The organism is Actinomadura chokoriensis, assembly GCF_039529475.1.
GTDB classification, from domain to species: Bacteria; Actinomycetota; Actinomycetes; order Streptosporangiales; family Streptosporangiaceae; genus Spirillospora; species Spirillospora bangladeshensis.
Map to the genome: position 1 here is coordinate 709,504 of NZ_BAAAMW010000001.1, position 19,736 is coordinate 729,239.

Below are 19,736 nucleotides of genomic sequence, written 5' to 3' on the forward strand. Positions count from 1 at the left end.
GAGCACCGTCACACGGCGGCACTCGGCGATGAAAGTAGATCACGTTCTCGTTTTGGAGTTCAACCCCTACCGGTAGGGCAGCGGCTTAACTAGAATCTGTTCTCGTTTGACATCCGAGCTGGAGGAACCATGGCGGAACGGCTGCCGATCAGCACCGAGCACTGCATCGTCGAGCGGGACGGCCACGTCGTCATCGTCACGATGAACCGGCCGGAGGCGCGCAACGCGCTCAGCACCGCGATGCTGGTCGGTCTCGCCGACGCCTGGGCCTACATCTCGGACACCCCCGAGGTCCGCGTCGGCATCCTCACCGGAGCCGACGGCACCTTCTGCGCGGGGGCCGACCTGAAGGCGATGAGCCAGCCGCCCTCCGACCCGCGCGTGCAGGAGCGGGCCGCGCAGATCACCGACTACCACTGGAAGGGCCTGCTGCGCGACGGCCGCCCCACCAAGCCGCTCATCTGCGCCATCGAGGGCTACGCCGTCGCCGGCGGCACCGAACTGCTGACCGGCACCGACCTGCGCGTCGTCGCCGAGGGCGCCACCCTCGGGCTGTTCGAGGCCAAGCGCGGACTGTTCCCGATGGGCGGCAGCGCCGTCCGCCTGCCCCGCCAGATCGGCTACGCCGCCGCGCTCGACATCCTGCTCACCGCCCGCGAGGTGACCCCGCGGGAGGCCTTGGCGATGGGGCTGATCAACAAGGTCGTGCCGGACGGGCAGGCGCTCGCCGCGGCCCGCGAGATGGCCGACCAGATCGCCGCGTGCGCGCCGCTGTCCGTCCAGGCGATCCTGCGCGCCGTCCGGGAGACCGAGCACCTCCCCGAGGAGCAGGCCCTCAAGGTCTCCGACGAGATCGGCTGGCCGGTCTTCGCCTCCGAGGACGCCAAGGAGGGCTCGCGCGCCTTCAAGGAGAAGCGCCCCGCCGTCTACCAGGGCAAGTAGCCGACGCCGTCCGCGCGGCACCGTCGCCCCGGTGCCGCGCGGTTCGGGTATTAACGGGCGTCCGTAATTCCGTCCGGGTTTGCCGGATTCCTGACGTGGCACCGCTTGTGGCGAAGCGAGTCACGGAAGGACTGAGCAGGCCATGGCCTTGCAGATACGACGCAGACGGCCGGAGACCACGGAGCAGGCGCCGCGGCGGCTGTGGCCGCGGCGGAGCGCCGCCGACGACACCGGGAAGACCGTGGTGGTCGAGCGCAAGCCCGCCCGGTGGCGGCGCGGCAGGCCGAACCCGGTCAGCGCGATGATCATGGCGGCGGGCTGGGCGGCCGCCGCAATCCTGGCCCTCGGGATGCTGCTGACCTGGGGCGACGCGAACCCGGGCAACGCCCTAGTGGACGCGACGCTCGACGCGGGCTGCTGGCTCGCCACGCCGTTCCGGGACGCCTTCACCCGCACCGACCCCGAAGAGCAGCTCTACGTCAACTGGACGATCGCCGCGGTCGTCTACTACGCCCTCGCCCGCGTCCTGTCCTGGATGACCCGGTTCTGAGCGCGGCGAGGCCCCGGCGGCGCCTGAGGGGAGGGCGCCGGCGGGGCCTCTTACCGGGGGCCGTTCAGGCGTCGGTGATGGTGTTGAGGCGCTCGATGGCCTCGACGTACTCCTCGATCAGGTCGTAGACGACCTGGGCGGCCGGCTTGATCTGGTTCATCGAGCCGACGATCTGGCCGACCGGGAAGGTGACCAGCTCGCCGTCGCCGGACCGCTGGATGCGCGGCAGGGCGTCCGCGATCAGCATGAACTGCATGGGCATCGGCAGGTAGCCGGGCGACTGCTCGCTCTCCCACGCCTCCGTCCACGCGGTCTTCAGGAAGCGCGCGGGCTTGCCCGTCCACGCGCGGGACCGGACGGTGTCGCGGGACGTGGCGTTGAGCAGCTTCGGCAGGGCGCGCTCGGGGGTGTCGGCCTCGTCGACGGTCAGCCAGATGGAGCCCGTCCACACGCCGTCCGCGCCGAGGGCCATGCCCGCCGCCATCTGCCGGCCGCGCCCGATGCCGCCCGCCGCGAGCACGATGGTGTCCTCGCCGACGGCGTCCACCACCTCGGGGATCAGCACCATCGTGGACACGTCGCCGGTGTGGCCGCCGGCCTCGGTGCCCTGCGCGACGATGATGTCGACGCCCACCTCGACCTGCTTGCGGGCATGCCGGGCGTTGGAGGCGAGGCCCGCGACCTTCACGCCGTGCTCGTGCGCCTGCTCGACGACGTCCGCCGGGGGCGGGCCGAGCGCGTTGGCGAGCAGCGCGATCGGGTGCTTGAGCGCCACCTCGACCTGCGGGCGCGCAGTCACGTCCGTCCAGCCGAGCAGCGCCTTGCCGGCCTTCTCCGACGGCGGGTCGACGCCGTGCTCGGCGAGCAGGTCCTCCAGGAATTTCCGGTTCTCCGCCGGGATCATGCCCTGCAGCTTGCCGAGCAGCTCCTCGGCGTCGCCCATGTCGGCGCCCTCGTACTTGGCGGGCATGACGACGTCCACGCCGTAGGGCTTGCCGCCGACGTTCTCGTCGAGCCACTTGAGCTCGAGCTCCAGTTCCTCGGGGGTGAAGTGCAGGGCGCCGAGGACGCCCATGCCGCCGGCGCGGCTCACCGCAGCGACCACGTCGCGGCAGTGACTGAACGCAAAGATCGGGTACTCGATGCCGAATAGTTCGGTGACTCGTGTCCGCACGTCCTCGACCCTAAGCGCGCACCCGCAAAACTGCAACAGGTTCTACTTACAAATCTCACCCCCGCCCCACAACCCCGCCCGACTCCCACCCGAGACTAGAACGCGTATCAGTCCCCTACCCACCAAGGCCGCACACCCGGAGCAGCGAACCGCCCTCGGCCTCGCGCTCGTGCCGCAAGAGTGAGCGGCGCGTCAGGACGACACAGCCCGCAGGTCGCCCGCGGACCGGCTGTTCGTGACCACGTCTCCCGTACGCGACGACGTCCGGCCGCACGCCGCCTCCTTGCCGTGCGGGTCGTTTCGCATGTGCGCGACTGTTTCTGGTGTAGCTAGAGCCTGCGGCCGTGCTGGCGTGCGGCTCGTGCGTCCATGCGCCCGTGCCGCTAGTGCGCATGCCGGCTCCTCACGGGATGTGCGAGCCGTCGTCGCGGGGACGGCACCGCCACGTCCTGGCCACAGCGTGTCCGGGCGGCGCAGGCAACAGGCGAGGGGAGGGTGCACGGTGCGCCGCTGCGGGTCAGGAGCGACGTCGAGCGGGCGTGGCCGCGTCCCGGCGGGAGGGCGTCTGGACGGCTACCTAACGGCGACGTGAGCTGCGCAGTGCGCGGCCGCACACCAAGGACGGCCTCGCCACACAAGTCATCGCCGCGTCCCGGCCCGAGGGCGTCTGGGCGTCGTCAACACGCGATGTGGGTGAGACGCGAGGTGGGCTGCGCGGTGCGCCGCTGTCGCGTCAGGGAGGAAGTCGGGCAGGGCGTGGTCGCGTCCCGGCGGCACGCGTCCAGGCGTCGTCAACACGCGATGTGGGTGAAACGCGAGGTGGGCTGCGCGGTGCGCCGCCGTGCGTCAGGAGGGAAGTCGGGCAGGGCGCGGTCGCGTCCCGGCGGCACGCGTCCAGGCGTCGTCAACACGCGATGTGGGTGAAACGCGAGGTGGGCTGCGCGGTGCGCCGCTGTCGCGTCAGGGGGGAAGCCGGGCAGGGCGTGGTCGCGTCCCGGCGGCACGCGTTTGGGCGGCTGGCTGACGCGCGAGGTGGGGTGGGTGGTGCGCGGCTGCGGGTCAGGAGGGACGTCGTCGTGACGGGGGCGCGCTCTCGCGGTGGGGTGGTGAGAGGGCGGGCCGGGGGTGGGGCGGCGGGGTCAGGTGCGTTTGGAGGGGCCGGTGGCCTTGCGGCGTTGGCGTTGGCTGCCCGGGGCCGGGCGGCGGCCTTGGGGCGGGGCGGGGCGGGTCTGGGGGGACGGCGGGCCTGCGGCGGGGGCCGTAGCCGGGGCCGGGGGCTTCGGCGCGGCGGGCGGGGCCATGTCGCCGAACTTGCCGTCGGGGCGGCGGGGCGTCTCGATGGGCGGGGGCTCGCGTCGGGCGAGGCCGAGGTAACCGCCGACGAACAGCAGGATCAGGCCGAGGAGGATGGCGCCGGCCGGGACGTAGCTGCGCACCATGTCGATCTGCAGCGCCTTGCCGTTCGACATGTCGACCATGGCCTTCTGGTCCTTGTCGATGCTGACCAGGTCGGCCTGGGCGACGATCATCTTGCCCTTGCCGTCCGGCGTCTGGACGGTGCTGCGGATGTTCTTGCGGTGCTTCACCGGGATGCCGGTGCGCGGGTCGACCCAGACGGTGTTGTAGGCCTCGGTGTAGCGGTCCACCTTCTGGTTGCCGGCGTCCTCGGGCAGGCCCAGCATCTTGGCGGGCAGCTTGGTGTCGAGCGCGGCCGTCTTCGTCAGCGGGATGGTCTGGGTGAACCGGTAGGTGGTGAGCCCGTGCACCTTCTCGACGTCGCCGAACACCATCGGCGCCGCCTGCTTGGTCGTCGTGTCGAAGAACGGGTAGTCGCGCTTCTGGACGTTCCCGAGCGGGAAGAGCAGCCCGTACCCGGACATCCGGACCGTGTTGTCGCCGTCGACGTTGACGCCGCAGCAGTTGACCAGGACGCTCGTCCGCCGGTTGAAGGCGATCCGGAAGCCCTGGATCTGGACGGGCTTGTCCGGCTTGGCCTGGTCGTAGATGTTGGTCGTGGAGTCCCAGACCGCGATGTCGTTGTCGCCCTCGTTGGCGCGGACGTCACCGCGGACGGTGTTCTTCGCCAGCAGGGTGACCCCGGTCTTCAGCTTCAGGTCGGCCTGGTCGAAGTACGTGGCGTCCTTCGACTCCAGCAGCGTCACCTGGTACTGGTTCAGCGGCGCGACGATCACCTGGTCGGCCACGTAGAAGCGGACCAGCGGCGCGAGCGCGAGGAAGAAGGCCCCCAGGCCGATCAGGACAAGGCCGACCGGTCGCCGCATGAACACCTCCGGGACTGCCGTCGTCATCATCAACGGCCGAGAGGCCGGGTCCGGCATGTCCGAAGTACCCTACAGGACCTCCCAAACCGCCAGTCCAATAAGACCAGCTCTCCAAGAGTAGGCTTCCGGGCTCGCCCCGTGCGCGACGGCGGTCCCGTTGTTCGGCGGAGATCTGTCCGGCACTTAGTACTGGCCGGTAAGCTCCCCGTTACCTCGGCGTCCCCCCAGTGAGGTGATCATTGACCTCGGCGGCACACGACCGGCCGGCCGCGGCCGGTGATCCGGCATCCGCCCGGCCGGCGGCATGCCCGCAGCCCCACCCGCTGAACGCCACCCCTGCGAATGGCGGTGTCACCAACGGCCATGCGGTGACCGGCAGCACTGCGACCGGCAACGCCGTGAACGGCCATGTGGTGAACGGCAGCGCCGCGACCGGCGGCGCCGCGGCCGGCAGCGCGGTGAACGGCAGCGCCGCGACCGGCAGTGCCGCGGCCTGCAGAGCGGTGAACGGCAGTGCTGCGATCGGCAGTGCCGTGGAGGCTGAGGCTGAGGCTGCGCGTGGTGAGTCCGTTGGTCGTCCTGCGGTGGAGGGGGCGGGACGGGGCGGGTGGCTGCCCGTCCCTCGGCATTGTGCGACGTTGGCGCGGTCGGTGCGGTTGCTCAGTGCGTTCCGGCGGGAGCGGAGTGAGCCGGAGTACTTCTATGACCTGATGGCGCGGGACACCGTCGCGCAGCTCGGGTCGTACGCCGATCTGCGGGGAGCGACCGTCATCGACGTGGGGACGGGGTTCGGGTTCTTCGCGCGGGCGCTGTCCGAGGCCGGGGCGCGCTGCACGGGGATCGACCACGATCTCGCGGAGCTGACCGCGCACGAGGGACGCACCTCGAACCAGCTCGTCGCCAGTGCCTTGGCGCTGCCGTTCCGGACGGGCGCCGCCGACGTGTGCTTCTCGTCCAACGTCCTGGAGCACGTCCCCGACCCTTGGCGGATGGGCGACGAGATGGTGCGGGTCACGCGGCCCGGCGGGACGGTCTTCCTGTCGTTCACCAACTGGCTGTCCCCGTGGGGCGGGCACGAGACCTCGCCCTGGCACTACCTGGGCGGCGACCGGGCCGCGCGCTGGTACGAGCGGCGGACCGGGCGTCCGCCGAAGAACCTGTTCGGCCGCAACCTGCACCCCGTGTCGGTCTCGGCGGCACTGGCGTGGGCCCGGCGGCGTCCTGACGTCGAGGTCCTGGACGCCGTGCCGCGCTACCACCCGCGCTGGGCGGAGGGTGTGGTCCGGGTTCCGTGGCTGCGGGAGATCGCGACATGGAACCTCGTCATGGTGCTGCGGAAGAGGGAACGGTGAGCAGGCCGGCGCCGCCGCCGATCTCCGGCCACCAGGACACGCTGGACGGTCTGCGGGCGGTGGCCGCGCTCGCCGTCCTGGTCTTCCACGTCGCGAGTGCGGCGGGTTCCATCACGAACCCGGACGGGCCGCGCTGGCTGTTCAACGGCGGCCAGGTCGGCGTGCCCATCTTCTTCACGCTGTCCGGGCTGCTGCTCTACCGTCCGTGGGCGGCGGCCGCCCTGGACGGGCGTGCCGGGCCACGTACGGCCACCTACCTGCGCAAACGCGTGTTCCGCATCATGCCCGCCTACTGGGTCGTGATCGTCGTCTTCATGGCCACGGCAGGCCGGGACCACATCGGCGACCTCCTTACGTGGGTCTCGCTGCTCACGCTCACGCAGACCTATCTGCCCGACATGTGGTGGAACGGTGCCCTGGGGCCGGCGCAGCTCGGGCAGTTCTGGAGCCTCGTCGTCGAGGTCGGCTGGTACGTCACGCTGCCGTTCACGGCGGCCGTCCTCGCCTGGTACGCGCACCGGAAGCGGACCCACGACGTGGGCGTCCGGGCCCGGCGGCTGCTGATCGGCATCGGCGTCTACGCGTCGCTGTCGTTCCCCTGGTCGGTCTTCATGTTCGTCCCGGAACGGCACACGCAGATGGGCCTGTGGCTTCCGCGGTACTTCGTCTGGTTCGCGATCGGGATGGCGCTCGCGGTGGTGACGGTGTGGGCGCGGCTGGACGAGCGGCGCCCGGTCGCCGCGCTGTGCCGGGCCGTGTCGGACTCGTGGGCGGCGTGCTGGGCCGCGGCGGCGATGCTGTACGTCGTCGCGGCGACACCGGCGGCGGGCCCGCTCAGCCTCCAGACGCCGGACATGTTCTGGACGGCCACGCTGCACCTCGTCGTGTTCGGGCTGTGCGCGGCGGCGCTGGTGGCGCCGGTCGCGCTGGCGCCGGCCGGGCAGCCCGCGCTCGGCGCGATCCTCGGCAACCGGGTGATGCGGTTCCTCGGACGGATCTCCTACGGCGTGTTCCTGTGGCAGCTCCTGATCATCGTCTTCTGGTACGACGTGACGGACCGGGGTTTCCGGGGGGACGTGGCGACGGATCTGCCGCTGATGGCGGCGGCGTCCATCGCAGCGGGGACCCTGAGCTACTACCTGGTGGAGTGGCCGGTCCAGCGGCTGACCCGGCGCCGGGACCGGGCCCGCCCGGCCCCTGCCCGGGTGCCGTCCAGCTGAGCGAGATCCGTCCGCCGGCGTCGCCGCCGCTCGGCGGTTTCGGCCGCCACAGCTCGACCGCGATCCGGCCGACGACGGCGAGCCCGAGCAACTGCGGCACGATGTCGCCGACCGGACCGGACGGGGCGGCCGGGTTGTCGAGCAGGTCGAACCACATCGCGGCGGCGAGGCAGCCGGTGCCGGCGAGCATGGCGAGCGCGATCGGCCACGGGGACGCGAGCGCGCGCGGCACGGCGGACCGGCGGGTGCGGGCCCAGCCGCACAGGGCCGCGGTGCCGAGCGCGGCGGCGAGGCCGGGGAGCCCGGCGATCCAGCCGCCGAGCGCGGCGGCGAGCCCGAGCGCCGCCCACGCGGGCCAGCCCGTCCCGGCGACCGCGCCGCGCGGATCGGCGCGGCGGCGCCCGGGACGGCCGGGCCACAGCGCGGCGATCAGCAGGACGAGCTGGAGGTTCAGCCCGGTGACGACGGCGATCCGCTGGGCCCGGTCGGGCAGGTAGGACAACTCGACGACGCCGCTGGTGCCTTCGGGGACGAGCCAGCCCTGCTTCCACCCGTCCAGCCGGACGGGCCGCAGTTCTCTGCCGCCGACGGTCGCGCGCCAGCCGGTGTTGAAGTTCTCGTTCACGGTGAGGAACGAGGCGGTGGCGGCGTCCACCTCCAGCTTGCGGGAACTGGAGCCCCAGCTGATGACCTTGACCTGCTGCGGCGGGCGGGCGGCGGCGTCCGGCCCCGGCTTGGCCCCGACCGTCACGGTGTCGACGCGGTAGGTGTCGAACGGAACCGCCGTCAGGTGGTTCTGGCCCTTGGTGAGCACGGCTCCCTTGCAGGCGCTGAACCGGAGCGGCCGACCGGCGAGCAGGTCGCCGAGCGTCCCCGCCGCCTTCGTCTGGACCACCCCGGCCCGCTGACCCGCCCGGCCGCCTACGGCCTGGCCGCTACCACCGGTCTGCGCGCTACCACCGGTCTGCGCATTGCCGCCGGTCTGCGCGTTACCACTCGTCCGGCCACTGCCGCCCGTCTGACCGTTACCACCGGTCTGGCCGTTACCGCCGGTCTGGCCGTTACCGCCGGTCTGCGCGTTACCACCGGTCTGGCCGTTACCGCCCGTCTGCGCATTGCCGCCCGTCCGGCCGCTGCCGCCGGTCTGACCGTTGCTCGACTGGGGGGTGGACGGGGTGACCTGCAGTTTCGGGCCGTAGCCGCAGGGGAGTTCCAGCGGGTAGGCGCGCACGTCGGGGAACGGCTTCACGCCGGGGACGGTCAGCTCGGCGAGCTGCACCGGCTGGGTGCGGCCGTCGCGGAAGAAGGTGATCTTCAGGCGGTCGGTGGTCATCGGCGCGAACGACAGCGTGCCGTCCGCGTCCGACAGGCCCTCGCGGGACTGGCCGTTCGCGCCTTCGACCCGCAGCCGGACCGGGCCCGACGCCCCCGGCGGGCGGACGGCCGTCACCGTGGACACCTGCCTGCGACCATGCCACCGGACGGCGTAGGTGGGCTCGTCGTCGTGCTCCCCCGCGATCCACGACGTCGTCGGGTCACCGTCGAAGGCGGAGCGGGCCTGGTCCGCCGGGTGGCCGGACAGGGTGGAGCTGGCGGCGACGGCCGGTTGCCCGTGCACGGCCGTGTACCGGTCGATGAGCTTCTGGTCGGTGAGGACCGCCGTCCCGGTGACGGGCGCCTTGCCGGCCACGGCCGAGGTGAACGTCCGGTCGAAGCCGCCGCCCTCCTCGTCGCCGGAGCCGAGGGACGGCGAGCACACCCACCGGGCGCTGCCCTTCATGCATTCGCCGGTCGCGCCCGGCACGCGGCTCATCACGTACGTGGCCGGGCCGTCGATCCCGGCGGGGGCGGGCATCGTGTAGGTGCGGGTCGGAGTCACTCCGCCGATCGCCACCTCCGCGAACGCCGCCCGCGCGAACGCCGGGACGATCGGCTTGGACGCGAGCGCGGTGATGCGGAGCCGCAGCCAGCGGGTGGGGCCCTCGGGCGCGCGCAGGGCCTGCGGGTTCGCGCTCTGCCGGACGTCCTGCTCCAGGCGCCCGTTCTCGGTCTCGACGGCGACGCGCGAGACCGCCGGCCCGAGCGCCGAGTTCTGCACGATCGTCGCGGTCAGCCGCCGGACGTCGCGGGCCCGGTCGAAGTCGACGCGCAGCCACTGCCCGATCGGCCCGTTCCAGCCGCCGGTCTCCCAGGCCGTCAGCCGGTCGCCGTCGAACGCGGCGAACGGGACGGCTTCGGGTTTGCGCGACTGCGGGATCGCCTCGTCGCCGCCCGCCGACGTCGACGCCGTGACGTCCCGGACGCCTCCCCCATAGGTGACATGAGTCGTGTACTGCTTCCAGCCCTTGTCGAGGACGTCGGTGGCCTCGCCCCGCCGGGCTGCGGACAATGTCTCGGACGTCTGGTGCAGTTCGCCGAAGTTGCGGTGCAGCAGCCGGGGCGAGTCGGTCACGACCGGTGTGCCGCCCAGGTCGGAGGCGTCGTCGTCCAGCAGGACGGGTGCGTCCGGGAGCGCCTTGTCGTCGGCAAGGGCGAGCAGTGACTCCGGCCCCCCGTACACGCGGACGGGGTCGGTCGCGGCCGCCAGGTTCGCGACGTCGGCGGCGCCCTCGACCTCGTACACCTCGAGCGGCGGATACCGCTGGTCGAGGTCGGTGATCGCGTCCTCGTTGCCGCCGCCGACGGGCGCGCCGAACGACGCGACCCTGCGCATGCCGGGCGAGTCGTCGAGGGCCTGGTGGAGGCGGGCGGGCCAGGCGCCGCGCAGTGTCTCCCGCCGCAGGTCGTTGCGGACCAGGATGTACCGGACGCCCATCCGGCCGAGGAAGTCGCTCAGCCCCGGCGAGCCCTGCCCGGACCGCACCTGCAGGTCGATGGCGTCCAGCGCCCGCGTGTAGCCGGGCGACCCGGCCGGGACGAGCTGCCGGACGCCCCACCGCGCCGTCAGCAGCGGCTGGACGATGTCGTCCATCGGCCGCCCCCACAGGTACTCGCCGAACGGAGCCCCGGGGACGGCGAGCACGCCCTGCTGGCCGGCCCGCGCGTTGATCCACGACGCCGCGTCCCGCCAGTACTTCGGCACCTCTTTGAAGTCGCCGGGCCCGGACAGGCCGTGCGAGACGGCGGTGAGGCCGATGCCGCCGAGCGCGACGGCCGCGGCGACCGGCAGGCTGAGGAGCGACCGCAGCGTCACCCCGAACACCGGGCCGGTCCCGTCGCTCAGGCTGCGCACCCGCGCGTCCCGGGCACGCCTGTCCCGGACGTGCCGGCCGGCCGCGGTGAGCAGGTGGGCGAGGCCGAGCGCGAGCGGCAGCCGGACGACGGCGTCGAACTTGTGCAGGTTGCGCAGCGGGGCGAGCGGGCCGTCCAGCAGGTCGCGGAGCTGGGCGGCGAACGGGCCCGGGATGTCGCTGATGTGGCCCATCGACACGATCGCGACGCCGGCCAGCAGGGTGAGCAGCAGGAACGTCCGCTCGGGCAGCAGCCGGGCCAGCAGCCCGGCGAGGCCGAGCGCGGCGACGACGCCGGTGAAGATGATCGGGACGGGGCTGAGCGAGAGGCCGTGCCCGACCGGCCACCAGACCTGGCCGTCCACGATCAGGTAGTTGACCCAGCGCTCCGCGCCGCGCAGCACGTTGACGAGGCCGGTCGGGCCGGTCGTCGTCGCGGCCTTCTCGGTGTAGGTCAGCCAGGAGAACCCATAGGTGCCGGTGAGCAGCAGCGGGGCGAGCCACCAGGCGGTCGCGGCGCCCGCGGCGGCCGACCACCAGGCGAGCATCCGGACGCGGAACGACCCGCGCGGCCGCGTCACGATGTACAGGAACGGGACGAGGAGGACGGCCGCGGTCGCGGTCGCGTTGATCCCGCCGCAGCAGGCGATCGCCAACCCGGACCGGGCCGCGGCCTTGAGCCGCCCGCCCTCGCCGGACGCCGCGGTGACCAGCGGCAGGACGATCCACGGCAGCATCGCGACCGGCAGGTACTCCGACGAGATCTGGCCGAGCGTGGCCAGCCCGTTCGGGGCGAGCGCGTACGCCATCGCGGCGAACAGCCGCGTCCACTGCCCGTGCCCGTCCTGCGCGGACCCGCCGATGCCGAGCCGCCCGGCGAGCCGCCAGGTGCCGATGAACGCCAGGCACATCAGCAGCGACAGCCAGAACCGCTGGGTGATCCAGGCGGGCATGCCGATGAGGTCGCCGAGCGCGAAGAACGGGCCCATCGGGAACAGGTAGCCGACGGCCTGGTTCTGCAGTTGGCCGAACTGCTCCGGGTCCCACAGGTGGAGGGCGCGGCCGAGGAACCCGAGCGGGTTCACCGCCATGTCGATCTTGGTGTCGGCGAGGATGGCGCCGGGCCGGGTGCCGAACGCGATCGCGGTCAGCGCGAGGCAGCACGCCACCACCCGCAGCCGCTCCCGCAGCCGCGCGACCGGATCAGCCCCGGTGGCTCCAGCGGCCCCGGCGGCCCCGGCCCTACCGGACGCGCCGGCGCGGGACGGATTCGCCTCTCCCACGGCCATGCTCGCCCCCTCCCCCTCTCCGCACTCCCAAGCCCTCCCCGGCCACGCGCCCGCCCCGGAAACCGTGCCCCGGGCGGCATGTCAGTGGGGCGTGCGCCACCGTACCGGCGGCCGGGCGCCTCGCGGACGCCCGCGCCCCGCTCGCTCGCGTCCTCCTCACCTGCGTCCCGCTCGCTCACCTCCCGGTCGTCCGCCGCGCTGGACGGCTTGGGCGATCAGGGTGCGCATTCGCCCAGCGGTGCGTGTCCAGTCGAACTCTGCCGCCCACCTCTGACATTCCGTGGCCACCTGCTCGCGCAGCGTGGGATCGTCCAGCTCCTTGAGGGCTCGCTCGACGCAATCGGCCAGGTCAGAGCCCTCCCGAACGAGCCATCCGGTGGTTCCGTCGCGGACGGCGTCGCGCAGGCCGTCCACGTCGAACGCGACGGTCGGGACGCCCAGCGCGGCGGCCTCGATCACGCTCAGGCCCCACCCCTCGCCCTGCGACGAGTTGAGGTGCAGGTCGGCGCGGGCGACCAGGGCGGCCTTGACGTTCTCGGGGACGTACCCGTGCATGACGACGACGCCGTCCAGGCCGCGCTCGGCGATGGCGGCCTTCAGCGCGGGCGCTTCGGGCCCGTCCCCCACGATGTGGAGCTTCAGCCCGGGGCGGGTTACGGCGAGGGTCTGCGCGAGGTCGAGGAGCAGATGAAGCCGCTTGTGCGGGACGAGCCGGGTCACGCACACCAGGTCCGGGTCACCGGCCGGCTCCGAGACCGCGCCGTCAGGTTCGGCGACCGACGTCCCGTTGTGGACGACATGGGCCGTCCCCGTCCAGCCGAGCCGCTCCCTGACGGCACGCAAGGTGGACTCCGAGACGGCGACGACCGCGTGCCGCCGGTACGTCCAGCGGCTCACGGGCCCTTCCAGCATCTGCCCGAACCAGGTCAGCCATCTGGGGAAGTACAGGCCGAACTGCGCCGTGTGCACGTGGTGGACGACGCAGAACACCGGTACACGGCGAGGCAGCACCCACGGCGTGAAGAAGGGGATGCCGTTCTGGCAGTCGATGACCGCGTCGAAGCGGCGGCGATGGGCCAGCATCCACAGCAGGACGAGGGGGTAGACGGTGAACCGTCCGCCGAGGCGCACGAACTCGACGTCCTCGACCCGTCCCCCGCGCTGCTGGCCGGGCGCCCTGGCCGTCACGTAGTGGACGCGGTCCCCTTCGGCGGCGAACCTGCGGGCGATCTCCCAGGCGTACCGTTCGGCGCCGCCGGTGGAGGGATGCCAGGGATCCCGCCAGTTGACGACAGCCAGCCGCAGTCCCCTGCTCATCCCGACTGGGCGCTCGGCGCCGCCTGCTCCGCGACCGGTACGGGCACAGGGCACGGCTCAGGAAGCTTCGGCTCGGCCAGAATCGTCCGGACGGGCACGACAGGGATGATCGGCATCGCCGGTACACCGGGCATACGGAAACCGGCGCGCGCGCGGATGCGCGCGAGGTCCAGCAGGCATTGCACAGAATGGCGCCGAACCGAGAACGTCGACCCAGGACGGTCACGCCAGACCACCGGAATGGCCGTCACGGACGCCCCGCGCCGTACGCAGTGGGCCAGCAGTTCGACGTCGAACGAGAAACCGGTGGTGCGCAGTTGCTCCGCGGCGGCCCGTCCGAGCGGCCCGTCGAAGAACTTGAACCCGCACTGGGTGTCCTGGATGCCGCCCACGAGGTCGCGGACGACCCGGTTGAACGTGATGGCGCCGAGCCGCCTGACCGGCAGCGCGTATCCCTGGACGACCGACCGACCGTGGCGCCTTGACCCGACCACGACCGGGCGGCCCTCGCGCAGCAGGACGATGGCTTCGTCCAGCGCGGCGAGGTCTGTTGCCATATCGGCGTCCATGAACCCCACGTACGGGGCCCGCGTCTCCAGCAGCCCGGCCCGGACCGCCGCGCCCTTGCCCCGGCGCTCGCAGCGGACCAGCCGCACCGGCACCGGACCGTCCCACGCCCGGACGATGCCGGCCGTCCCGTCGGTGCTGGCGTTGTCGACGACGATGACCTCCGCCCGCAGCGGGAGGCCGGCGAGCTTGTCGCACAGCAGGGCCAGCCCCGCCGGAAGCCGGTCGGCCTCGTTGTAGGCGGGAACGACGATCTCCAGGAGGGCGGGGCCGTCACGCCAGGTCCCCATCAGGGCCTACAGGTCACCGGGAGCCGTAGTTGTACAGCGGTTTGATGACCGGGTCCTGCTGGGAGGCGTTCACGAGCTGGACCGTGCCGAACGACGCTCCGGCGGCGAGCAGAACGCCGACCAACGCGGCGATGGCGATGCGCATCAGGGGGTCCTTCGTCGGTGTTGGGGGCTGCGGGGCTCGATACTGCCGAGTAACGGAAGGCTCAGAGTAGTACCTGTGGCCAGGATTGACCAGAAAACGACCAGACCCATGATGCCCCACGCGACCGCGACCGGCGCTACGGGCACGGTCTCCACGGGCGCCTCAGCGGCCTCGTCGATCCGGTAAACGACCAGGTCAGCGCCTCGCAGCACGGGCGTGGCCGCACCCGTCGGACGGACCGAACCGGTTTCTGCGTCGACCACGACGTACCGGACGCCGGCGTCACGGAGCGTCGCGGCCGGCGGCGCCCCGGTCCTCGCGACCGGCGCGAGCCGCACGGCCCTCGGATCCTCGGGCGGGACGGTGGTGCCGCCCACGGTGACGGCGTCGTCCACGATGACGCGCCGGTGCAGGTACCGGGGCAGCGGGTCGAGCACACGGCGGCCGTTGTTCCACGAGTAGCCGCGATAGGACGCCCAGGGCAGGACGAGCACATCGCCCGGCTCGCGGTCGCCGTCGATGATCCGCTTCGCGCGCGCCCAGTCGTCCGGGTAGTGGACGGCCCGCAGGTCGCCCGCCGCACCCCACGCCAGCGTCGGCAGCAGGAACACCGGCACGGCCATCGCCGCGGCGGCCGCTCCCGGCCACCGCGCCTCGGCGGCCCTGTCCGCGGCGGTACCGAGCCCGACCGCGACGACCACGGCGAGCGGCGCCGCGTACTGCTGCCCGTCCCGCAGCACGGCGAACCCGGGCCAGAGCCCGATGAGCCCTTCGAGGACGGGTGCGGCGACCGCCCCCAAGGCCGCGACGGCGAACCCGGTCACCGCCGCGATCGCGGCACCGCGCCACCATGCGGGCTCCCGGCACCAGCGCCAGTAGGCGGCGAGCGCGACGACCACGACGAGCAGCCAGATCGACGCGGTCACGGGCGCCCCGTAGCCGCGCGGCACCGTCTCGCCGTTCCACACGCCGCCGAGCAGGAGGAGGCTTCCGAGCGTCCCGAACGGCGTGTCCGCCCTGGCCGCGAACAGGCCGACGGCCGACCCGTCCCCCGGCAATCCCGCCGGGCGCAGCACCCCTGGGACCAGCCACGGCAGGCTCAGCACGCCCACGGCCGCCACGACCCGCAGACCGGCGCGGGCACGGGCACCGCCGGTCGCCAGAGCGACGGCGAGGGCCGTGATACCGGTGACGGTCAGCGCGGCGAAGCCGCCGATCGCGGCGGGGAGCAGCGTCCGGACGAGCCGGCGCCCGCCGCCGGGCTCGCCCGTCCGGGCGGCGGCCGCCACCACCCACGGCAGCGCCGCGTAGCCGAGCAGCAGCGCCCACTGGCCGAGGAGCAGCCGTTCGGCGACGAACGGGTTCCAGGCGTAGCAGACCCCGGCGGCGAGGCGCGGCAGGAGCCGGCGGGACGGCACCAGCGACGCCGCCGACGCGCACGCCATGACGAAGATCGCCAGCAGGACGAGCTTCTGCACGACGTCCGCCGGTAGGACATGCGCGAGCGCGGTCGCGAACGCGTCACTCGGGACGTGCCGGGGCACGATCCCGGTCAGCCCGAACGTCAGGTCCGTGAACGCCGGACCGGGCACGAACACCATGTCGTAGGACAGCACGAACCCCGGCGCGAGCCCCGGCCCCAGTGCCGCAAGCCCGAGCCCCAGCCCGGTCAGTGCGGCCGCGAGGTGCCGCGTCCGCTCGTTCAAATGGCCCGTTCTCCCATGTGAGCCTGGACGCTACCCGACCCGCCGCCCTGCCGAGGACCGCCCCCGCTACCGCGACGGGTCGGGGTCCCGGGGCAGCCCGAGGATCCGCTCGCCGATCACGTTCAGGTTGACCTCGGTGGTGCCGCCGCCGATGCTCATCGCGCGGGACGCGAGCAGGTACCGGGTCCAGCGGGCGCGCAGGCCGTCCTTCCAGCCGCCGGTCAGCGCGCCCTCCTCGCCGAGGAGCGTGAACCCGAACTCGGTGACCTGCTGGCCGTGCTCCATCGCGACCAGCTTCCGGACGTTCGCCGTCGCGCCCGGGTCGGTGCCCGACAGCTGCTTCAGCGTCGCGCGGAGGCCGAGCAGGTTGAACGAGTGCGCGTCGCAGGCGAGGCGCCCGAGGCCGTCCCGGACGACCGGGTCGCCGTCCAGGCCGAGCCCGGCGGCGAGGTCGAGGAGCTTCGGCAGATCGCCGCCGAGCTGGAAGCTGCTGGTCAGGCCGACGCGCTCGTTGGCGAGCGTGGTCCGGGCGACCCGCCAGCCGGCGTTGACGGGGCCGACGACGAGCTCGTCCGGGACGAACACGCCGTCCAGGAACACCTCGTTGAACACGGCGTCGCCGGTGCATTCGCGCAGCGGGCGGATGTCGATGCCGGGCGAGGTCATGTCGACGAGGAAATAGGTGATGCCGTCGTGCTTCGGCCGGTCGGGGTCGGTCCGGGCGACGCAGATGCCCCACTGCGCGTCGCGGGCGAGGGACGTCCAGATCTTCTGGCCGGTGATGGTCCAGCCGCCCTCGGCGCGCTCGGCGCGGGTGCGCAGCCCGGCGAGGTCGGAGCCGGCACCGGGCTCGGAGAACAGCTGGCACCAGATGATCTCGCCGCGCAGCGTCGGCGGCAGGAACCGCTCCCGCTGCTCCGGCGTCCCGTACTGGACCAGCGACGGGACGACCCACGCCCCGATCATCAGCGGCACCGGCCGCACCTTCGCCGCCTTCAGCTCCTGCTGGATGACGATCTGCTCCAGCGGCCCGGCGGCGCGTCCCCACGGCTTCGGCAGGTGCGGCGTGACCCAGCCGCCCTCCGCCATCGCCGCCCGCTGTTCGAGGGGCTCCATCGCGGCCAGTTCGGCGACGCGGGCGCGGATCTCCTCGCGGACGGGCTCGGCGTCCTCGTCCAGCTCGACGCTCATCGGCCGCCGGACGCCCTGCACGGCGAGCGCGGCGACGTCGGCCCGGTGCTCACTGGCCCGCCCGAGGAGCGCGCGGAGCGTCAAAGCCCGCCGGTAGATGAGGTGGGCATCGTGCTCATAGGTGTAGCCGATGCCTCCATGGACCTGGATGTTGCCCTCAGCGCAGGTGACCGCGGCGTCGGCCGCGAGCACTGCGGCGACTGCGACCGCATAAGCACGCTGTTCCTCGGGCTCGTCCAGCGCGCGCGCCGCGTCCCATACGGCGGCCCTGGCGCGCTCCACGGCGATGAGCATCCGGGCGCATTTGTGCTTGATGCCCTGGAACTGGCCGATGGGACGGCCGAACTGCTCGCGGAGCTTGGCGTAGGCGACGGCGTCGTCCAGTGCACGTCCCGCCACACCGCATGCCTCCGCGCCCAGCAGGACGGTGGCGAAGGCGTCTCCGTCCACGTCGGCGAGGAATCGCTCTTCGGGGACGGTCACCCGATCGACCGTGACCGACCCCACCGGGCGCGTGATGTCGAGGGACTCCAGCGGCTCCACGGTGACGTCGCTCTTATAGAGGACGACCCAGCCGTCACCGGCGTGGAGCACGAACACGTCCGCCAGCGGCGCGCCCAGCACCGGCTGGATCGTGCCGGACACGGTGGAGCCGTCCCGCTCCAGGCTTCCCGACAGCCCGACCGCACCCGTCGCGGTGCCGTCGGCGAGCCCGTGCACGTCGCTCCCGGCGGCGCTCAGGATCGTGGCCGCCAGCACCGTCGGGGTGTACGGGCCGGGGGCGAGCACCCGGCCGAGTTCCTCCAGCACAACGGCCTGCTCCACGAGGCCGAACCCGTCGCCGACGGGCTCGGGAAGGTGCACGCCCGGGAAGCCCTGCGCGGCGAGGGCGGGCCAGAACCCGGCGTCGCCCTCCCGCACCTTCTCCGCGGTGATGTTCCGCTCCGCGAACCCGCGCACCGACGCCGCCAGCGCCTCGTGGTCCTCGGTCAACCCGATCGCCATGGCCACACCTCTCCTCGGACGTGGCCCCAGCCTATTAGAACGCTATTCGGTTTGTCCCACCCGGTCGGTCAGGGCAGGACCTTCAGGTGGGTGAAGAACGCGTTCACGTCCGGCCAGCGCTGCTTGTGCGTGTTCGGCATGGACGCGAACACCACCGCCGGGGTCGGCCGGCCCGTGTCGATCACCGCGGTCGCGACGATCTCGCCGGTCGCCCGCACGCCCGTCCGCTGGTAGGTCAGGTAGGACGCGATCAGCCAGCCCTTGTGCCCGGCCACGTTCAGCGCCTGCGACGCCAGCGGCTTGGTCTCGTGCGGGAACGCGTAGTACTGCGCCTCGTACCCCTGCGCGACGAGGGCGGCGACGTTCTTCACGCTGTCCGGCCCCTGGTAGGCGCTCTGCATGCCCGGGTGCAGCGTGCCGGTGAGCAGCTGCCCGTACCAGAGCTGCTGGGCGTGCCTCTCGGTGACCAGGATCTGCTGCCCGGACCATCCCGCCGTGCCCAGCTTGTTCTGCTTCGTGGGCACCTGCCAGGGCGGCGCGAGCCGCGGGTACGACAGCCCGGAATGGGCGTCGTTCACCCGGCCGAGCATCCGGCTCGGCGTGCCGGGGAACCGCGCGAGCGGCTTGTCCGGCGGAAGCCGCACCTGCGCGGCCTCCGACTGCTCCGCGGCCGCCCGCTTGTCGGCGTTGCCCGCGGGCTCCGCGGAGTCGTCGCCGCCGCTCTTGGTGAGGTAGACGGCACCGGCCGCGATCAGGGCGACGACCAGCAGCCCGACGCCGCCGAACAGCACCAGCCGGGACCGGCCGGCGCCGTCGTCCAGCACGTCCCGGGGCGGCTTCGGGGAACCGCCGAGCTTGGCGTCGGCGGACTCCTCGTCGGCCATCCAGTCCGGCATCTGCCAGTTGCCGCTGCTCGGCTTGCCCGGCTTCGCGGGCTGCCCGGACCCGGTCGGGACGGCCGGGACGTAGTTCGACACGCCCCCGCCGGCCTCGCCGGCGCCGCCCTCGTCGAAGAGCGACCCCTCCCAGTGGCGCGCGTCCTCCTCAGACGCGGGCGCCGCCGCCGCGGGCGCGGGTGCGGACGCGGGCGTCGGCTCGGGCGCCTTCGCGGGGACGGGCGCGACCTTGACGTCCTCGGCGTCCCGGTCGCCCGGCTCGCCGGCCGGGGCCCCGAACTGCTGGGCCGGGGCCTCGAACTCCTGCTGCGGGGTCTGCTCGACCCGGCCCCACACGTCGTGCGACCCCCGGTCGTCGTCGTACTCGGACGACGCGGCCGGGGCCGGCATGAACGCCTCGGGAGCCTCGGGCTCGGGGAAGGCCGCCTGCGGGCCGGTCGCGCTCTCGGCGCCGGGCTCGGGCCGGGACTCGTCCCGCGGCTCGCTCTCGCTCATCTCGGTCCAGCGCACCCCGCGCTCCCCCTGATCGGACATGCGGCACACGTTACGCGAAGATCCGGACTGGACATCCCGCGCGTAA

The 19,736-nt window shown here is 73.0% G+C and carries 12 protein-coding genes and 1 pseudogene; 4 read left to right on the plus strand and 9 right to left on the minus strand.

Translation table 11 applies throughout. The features are described from left to right. The first annotated feature begins 129 nt into the window (after positions 1 to 129). Positions 130 to 942, plus strand: a complete 813-nt coding sequence (locus ABFX46_RS03455) for a crotonase/enoyl-CoA hydratase family protein (protein WP_346039858.1) — start codon at positions 130 to 132, stop codon at positions 940 to 942. A 142-nt stretch (positions 943 to 1,084) separates the two neighbouring features. Then, positions 1,085 to 1,492 carry a hypothetical protein gene (locus ABFX46_RS03460; RefSeq protein ID WP_346039859.1) on the plus strand — a complete coding sequence of 136 codons (408 nt, stop codon included), beginning with the start codon at positions 1,085 to 1,087 and terminating at the stop codon, positions 1,490 to 1,492. 64 nt (positions 1,493 to 1,556) lie between these two features. Here ABFX46_RS03460 and ABFX46_RS03465 read toward each other — a convergent pair whose 3' ends face one another. Together ABFX46_RS03465 and pgfA are read right to left on the minus strand one after the other, a co-directional pair. Next, a complete protein-coding gene (locus ABFX46_RS03465; protein WP_346039860.1) occupies positions 1,557 to 2,666 on the minus strand; it encodes an NAD(P)H-dependent flavin oxidoreductase in 1,110 nt (369 codons plus the stop codon). 1,139 nt (positions 2,667 to 3,805) lie between these two features. Then, on the minus strand, positions 3,806 to 4,948 hold the full coding sequence (gene pgfA / locus ABFX46_RS03470) for a cell envelope lipid trafficking protein PgfA (protein WP_346039861.1): 1,143 nt from the start codon (positions 4,946 to 4,948) through the stop codon (positions 3,806 to 3,808). Between the two features lie 650 nt (positions 4,949 to 5,598). Here pgfA and ABFX46_RS03475 point away from each other — a divergent pair. Together ABFX46_RS03475 and ABFX46_RS03480 are read left to right on the plus strand one after the other, a co-directional pair. Beyond that, positions 5,599 to 6,300 carry a class I SAM-dependent methyltransferase gene (locus tag ABFX46_RS03475; RefSeq protein ID WP_346039862.1) on the plus strand — a complete coding sequence of 234 codons (702 nt, stop codon included), beginning with the start codon at positions 5,599 to 5,601 and terminating at the stop codon, positions 6,298 to 6,300. Then, positions 6,297 to 7,520, plus strand: coding sequence for an acyltransferase family protein (locus ABFX46_RS03480; RefSeq protein ID WP_346039863.1), 1,224 nt, complete (start codon positions 6,297 to 6,299; stop codon positions 7,518 to 7,520). The genes ABFX46_RS03475 and ABFX46_RS03480 overlap by 4 nt, the downstream gene beginning before the upstream one ends. Before the next feature lie 1,312 nt (positions 7,521 to 8,832). Here ABFX46_RS03480 and ABFX46_RS03485 read toward each other — a convergent pair. The 7 genes and pseudogenes from ABFX46_RS03485 to ABFX46_RS03515 all read right to left on the minus strand — a co-directional run. Beyond that, a pseudogene (locus ABFX46_RS03485) lies at positions 8,833 to 12,039 on the minus strand (alpha-(1->3)-arabinofuranosyltransferase domain-containing protein); the annotation flags it as partial. A 156-nt stretch (positions 12,040 to 12,195) separates the two neighbouring features. Further along, positions 12,196 to 13,356: a glycosyltransferase family 4 protein gene (locus ABFX46_RS03490; RefSeq protein WP_346039864.1), complete on the minus strand. Its 1,161-nt coding sequence runs from the start codon at positions 13,354 to 13,356 to the stop codon at positions 12,196 to 12,198. Continuing rightward, positions 13,353 to 14,213: a glycosyltransferase gene (locus ABFX46_RS03495; protein WP_346039865.1), complete on the minus strand. Its 861-nt coding sequence runs from the start codon at positions 14,211 to 14,213 to the stop codon at positions 13,353 to 13,355. The genes ABFX46_RS03490 and ABFX46_RS03495 overlap by 4 nt, the downstream gene beginning before the upstream one ends. A 13-nt stretch (positions 14,214 to 14,226) precedes the next feature. Then, positions 14,227 to 14,358: a hypothetical protein gene (locus ABFX46_RS03500; RefSeq protein ID WP_275406839.1), complete on the minus strand. Its 132-nt coding sequence runs from the start codon at positions 14,356 to 14,358 to the stop codon at positions 14,227 to 14,229. Beyond that, positions 14,358 to 16,064, minus strand: coding sequence for an MmpA family trehalose lipid delivery protein (locus ABFX46_RS03505; protein ID WP_346039866.1), 1,707 nt, complete (start codon positions 16,062 to 16,064; stop codon positions 14,358 to 14,360). Before ABFX46_RS03505 ends, ABFX46_RS03500 begins: the two co-directional genes overlap by 1 nt. A gap of 66 nt (positions 16,065 to 16,130) precedes the next feature. Next, positions 16,131 to 18,260: an acyl-CoA dehydrogenase family protein gene (locus ABFX46_RS03510; RefSeq protein WP_346039867.1), complete on the minus strand. Its 2,130-nt coding sequence runs from the start codon at positions 18,258 to 18,260 to the stop codon at positions 16,131 to 16,133. Between the two features lie 68 nt (positions 18,261 to 18,328). Further along, the gene (locus ABFX46_RS03515) at positions 18,329 to 19,690 is read right to left on the minus strand and encodes a hypothetical protein (RefSeq protein WP_346039868.1); all 1,362 of its coding nucleotides are present in this window, start codon (positions 19,688 to 19,690) and stop codon (positions 18,329 to 18,331) included. Positions 19,691 to 19,736: the final 46 nt, after the last annotated feature.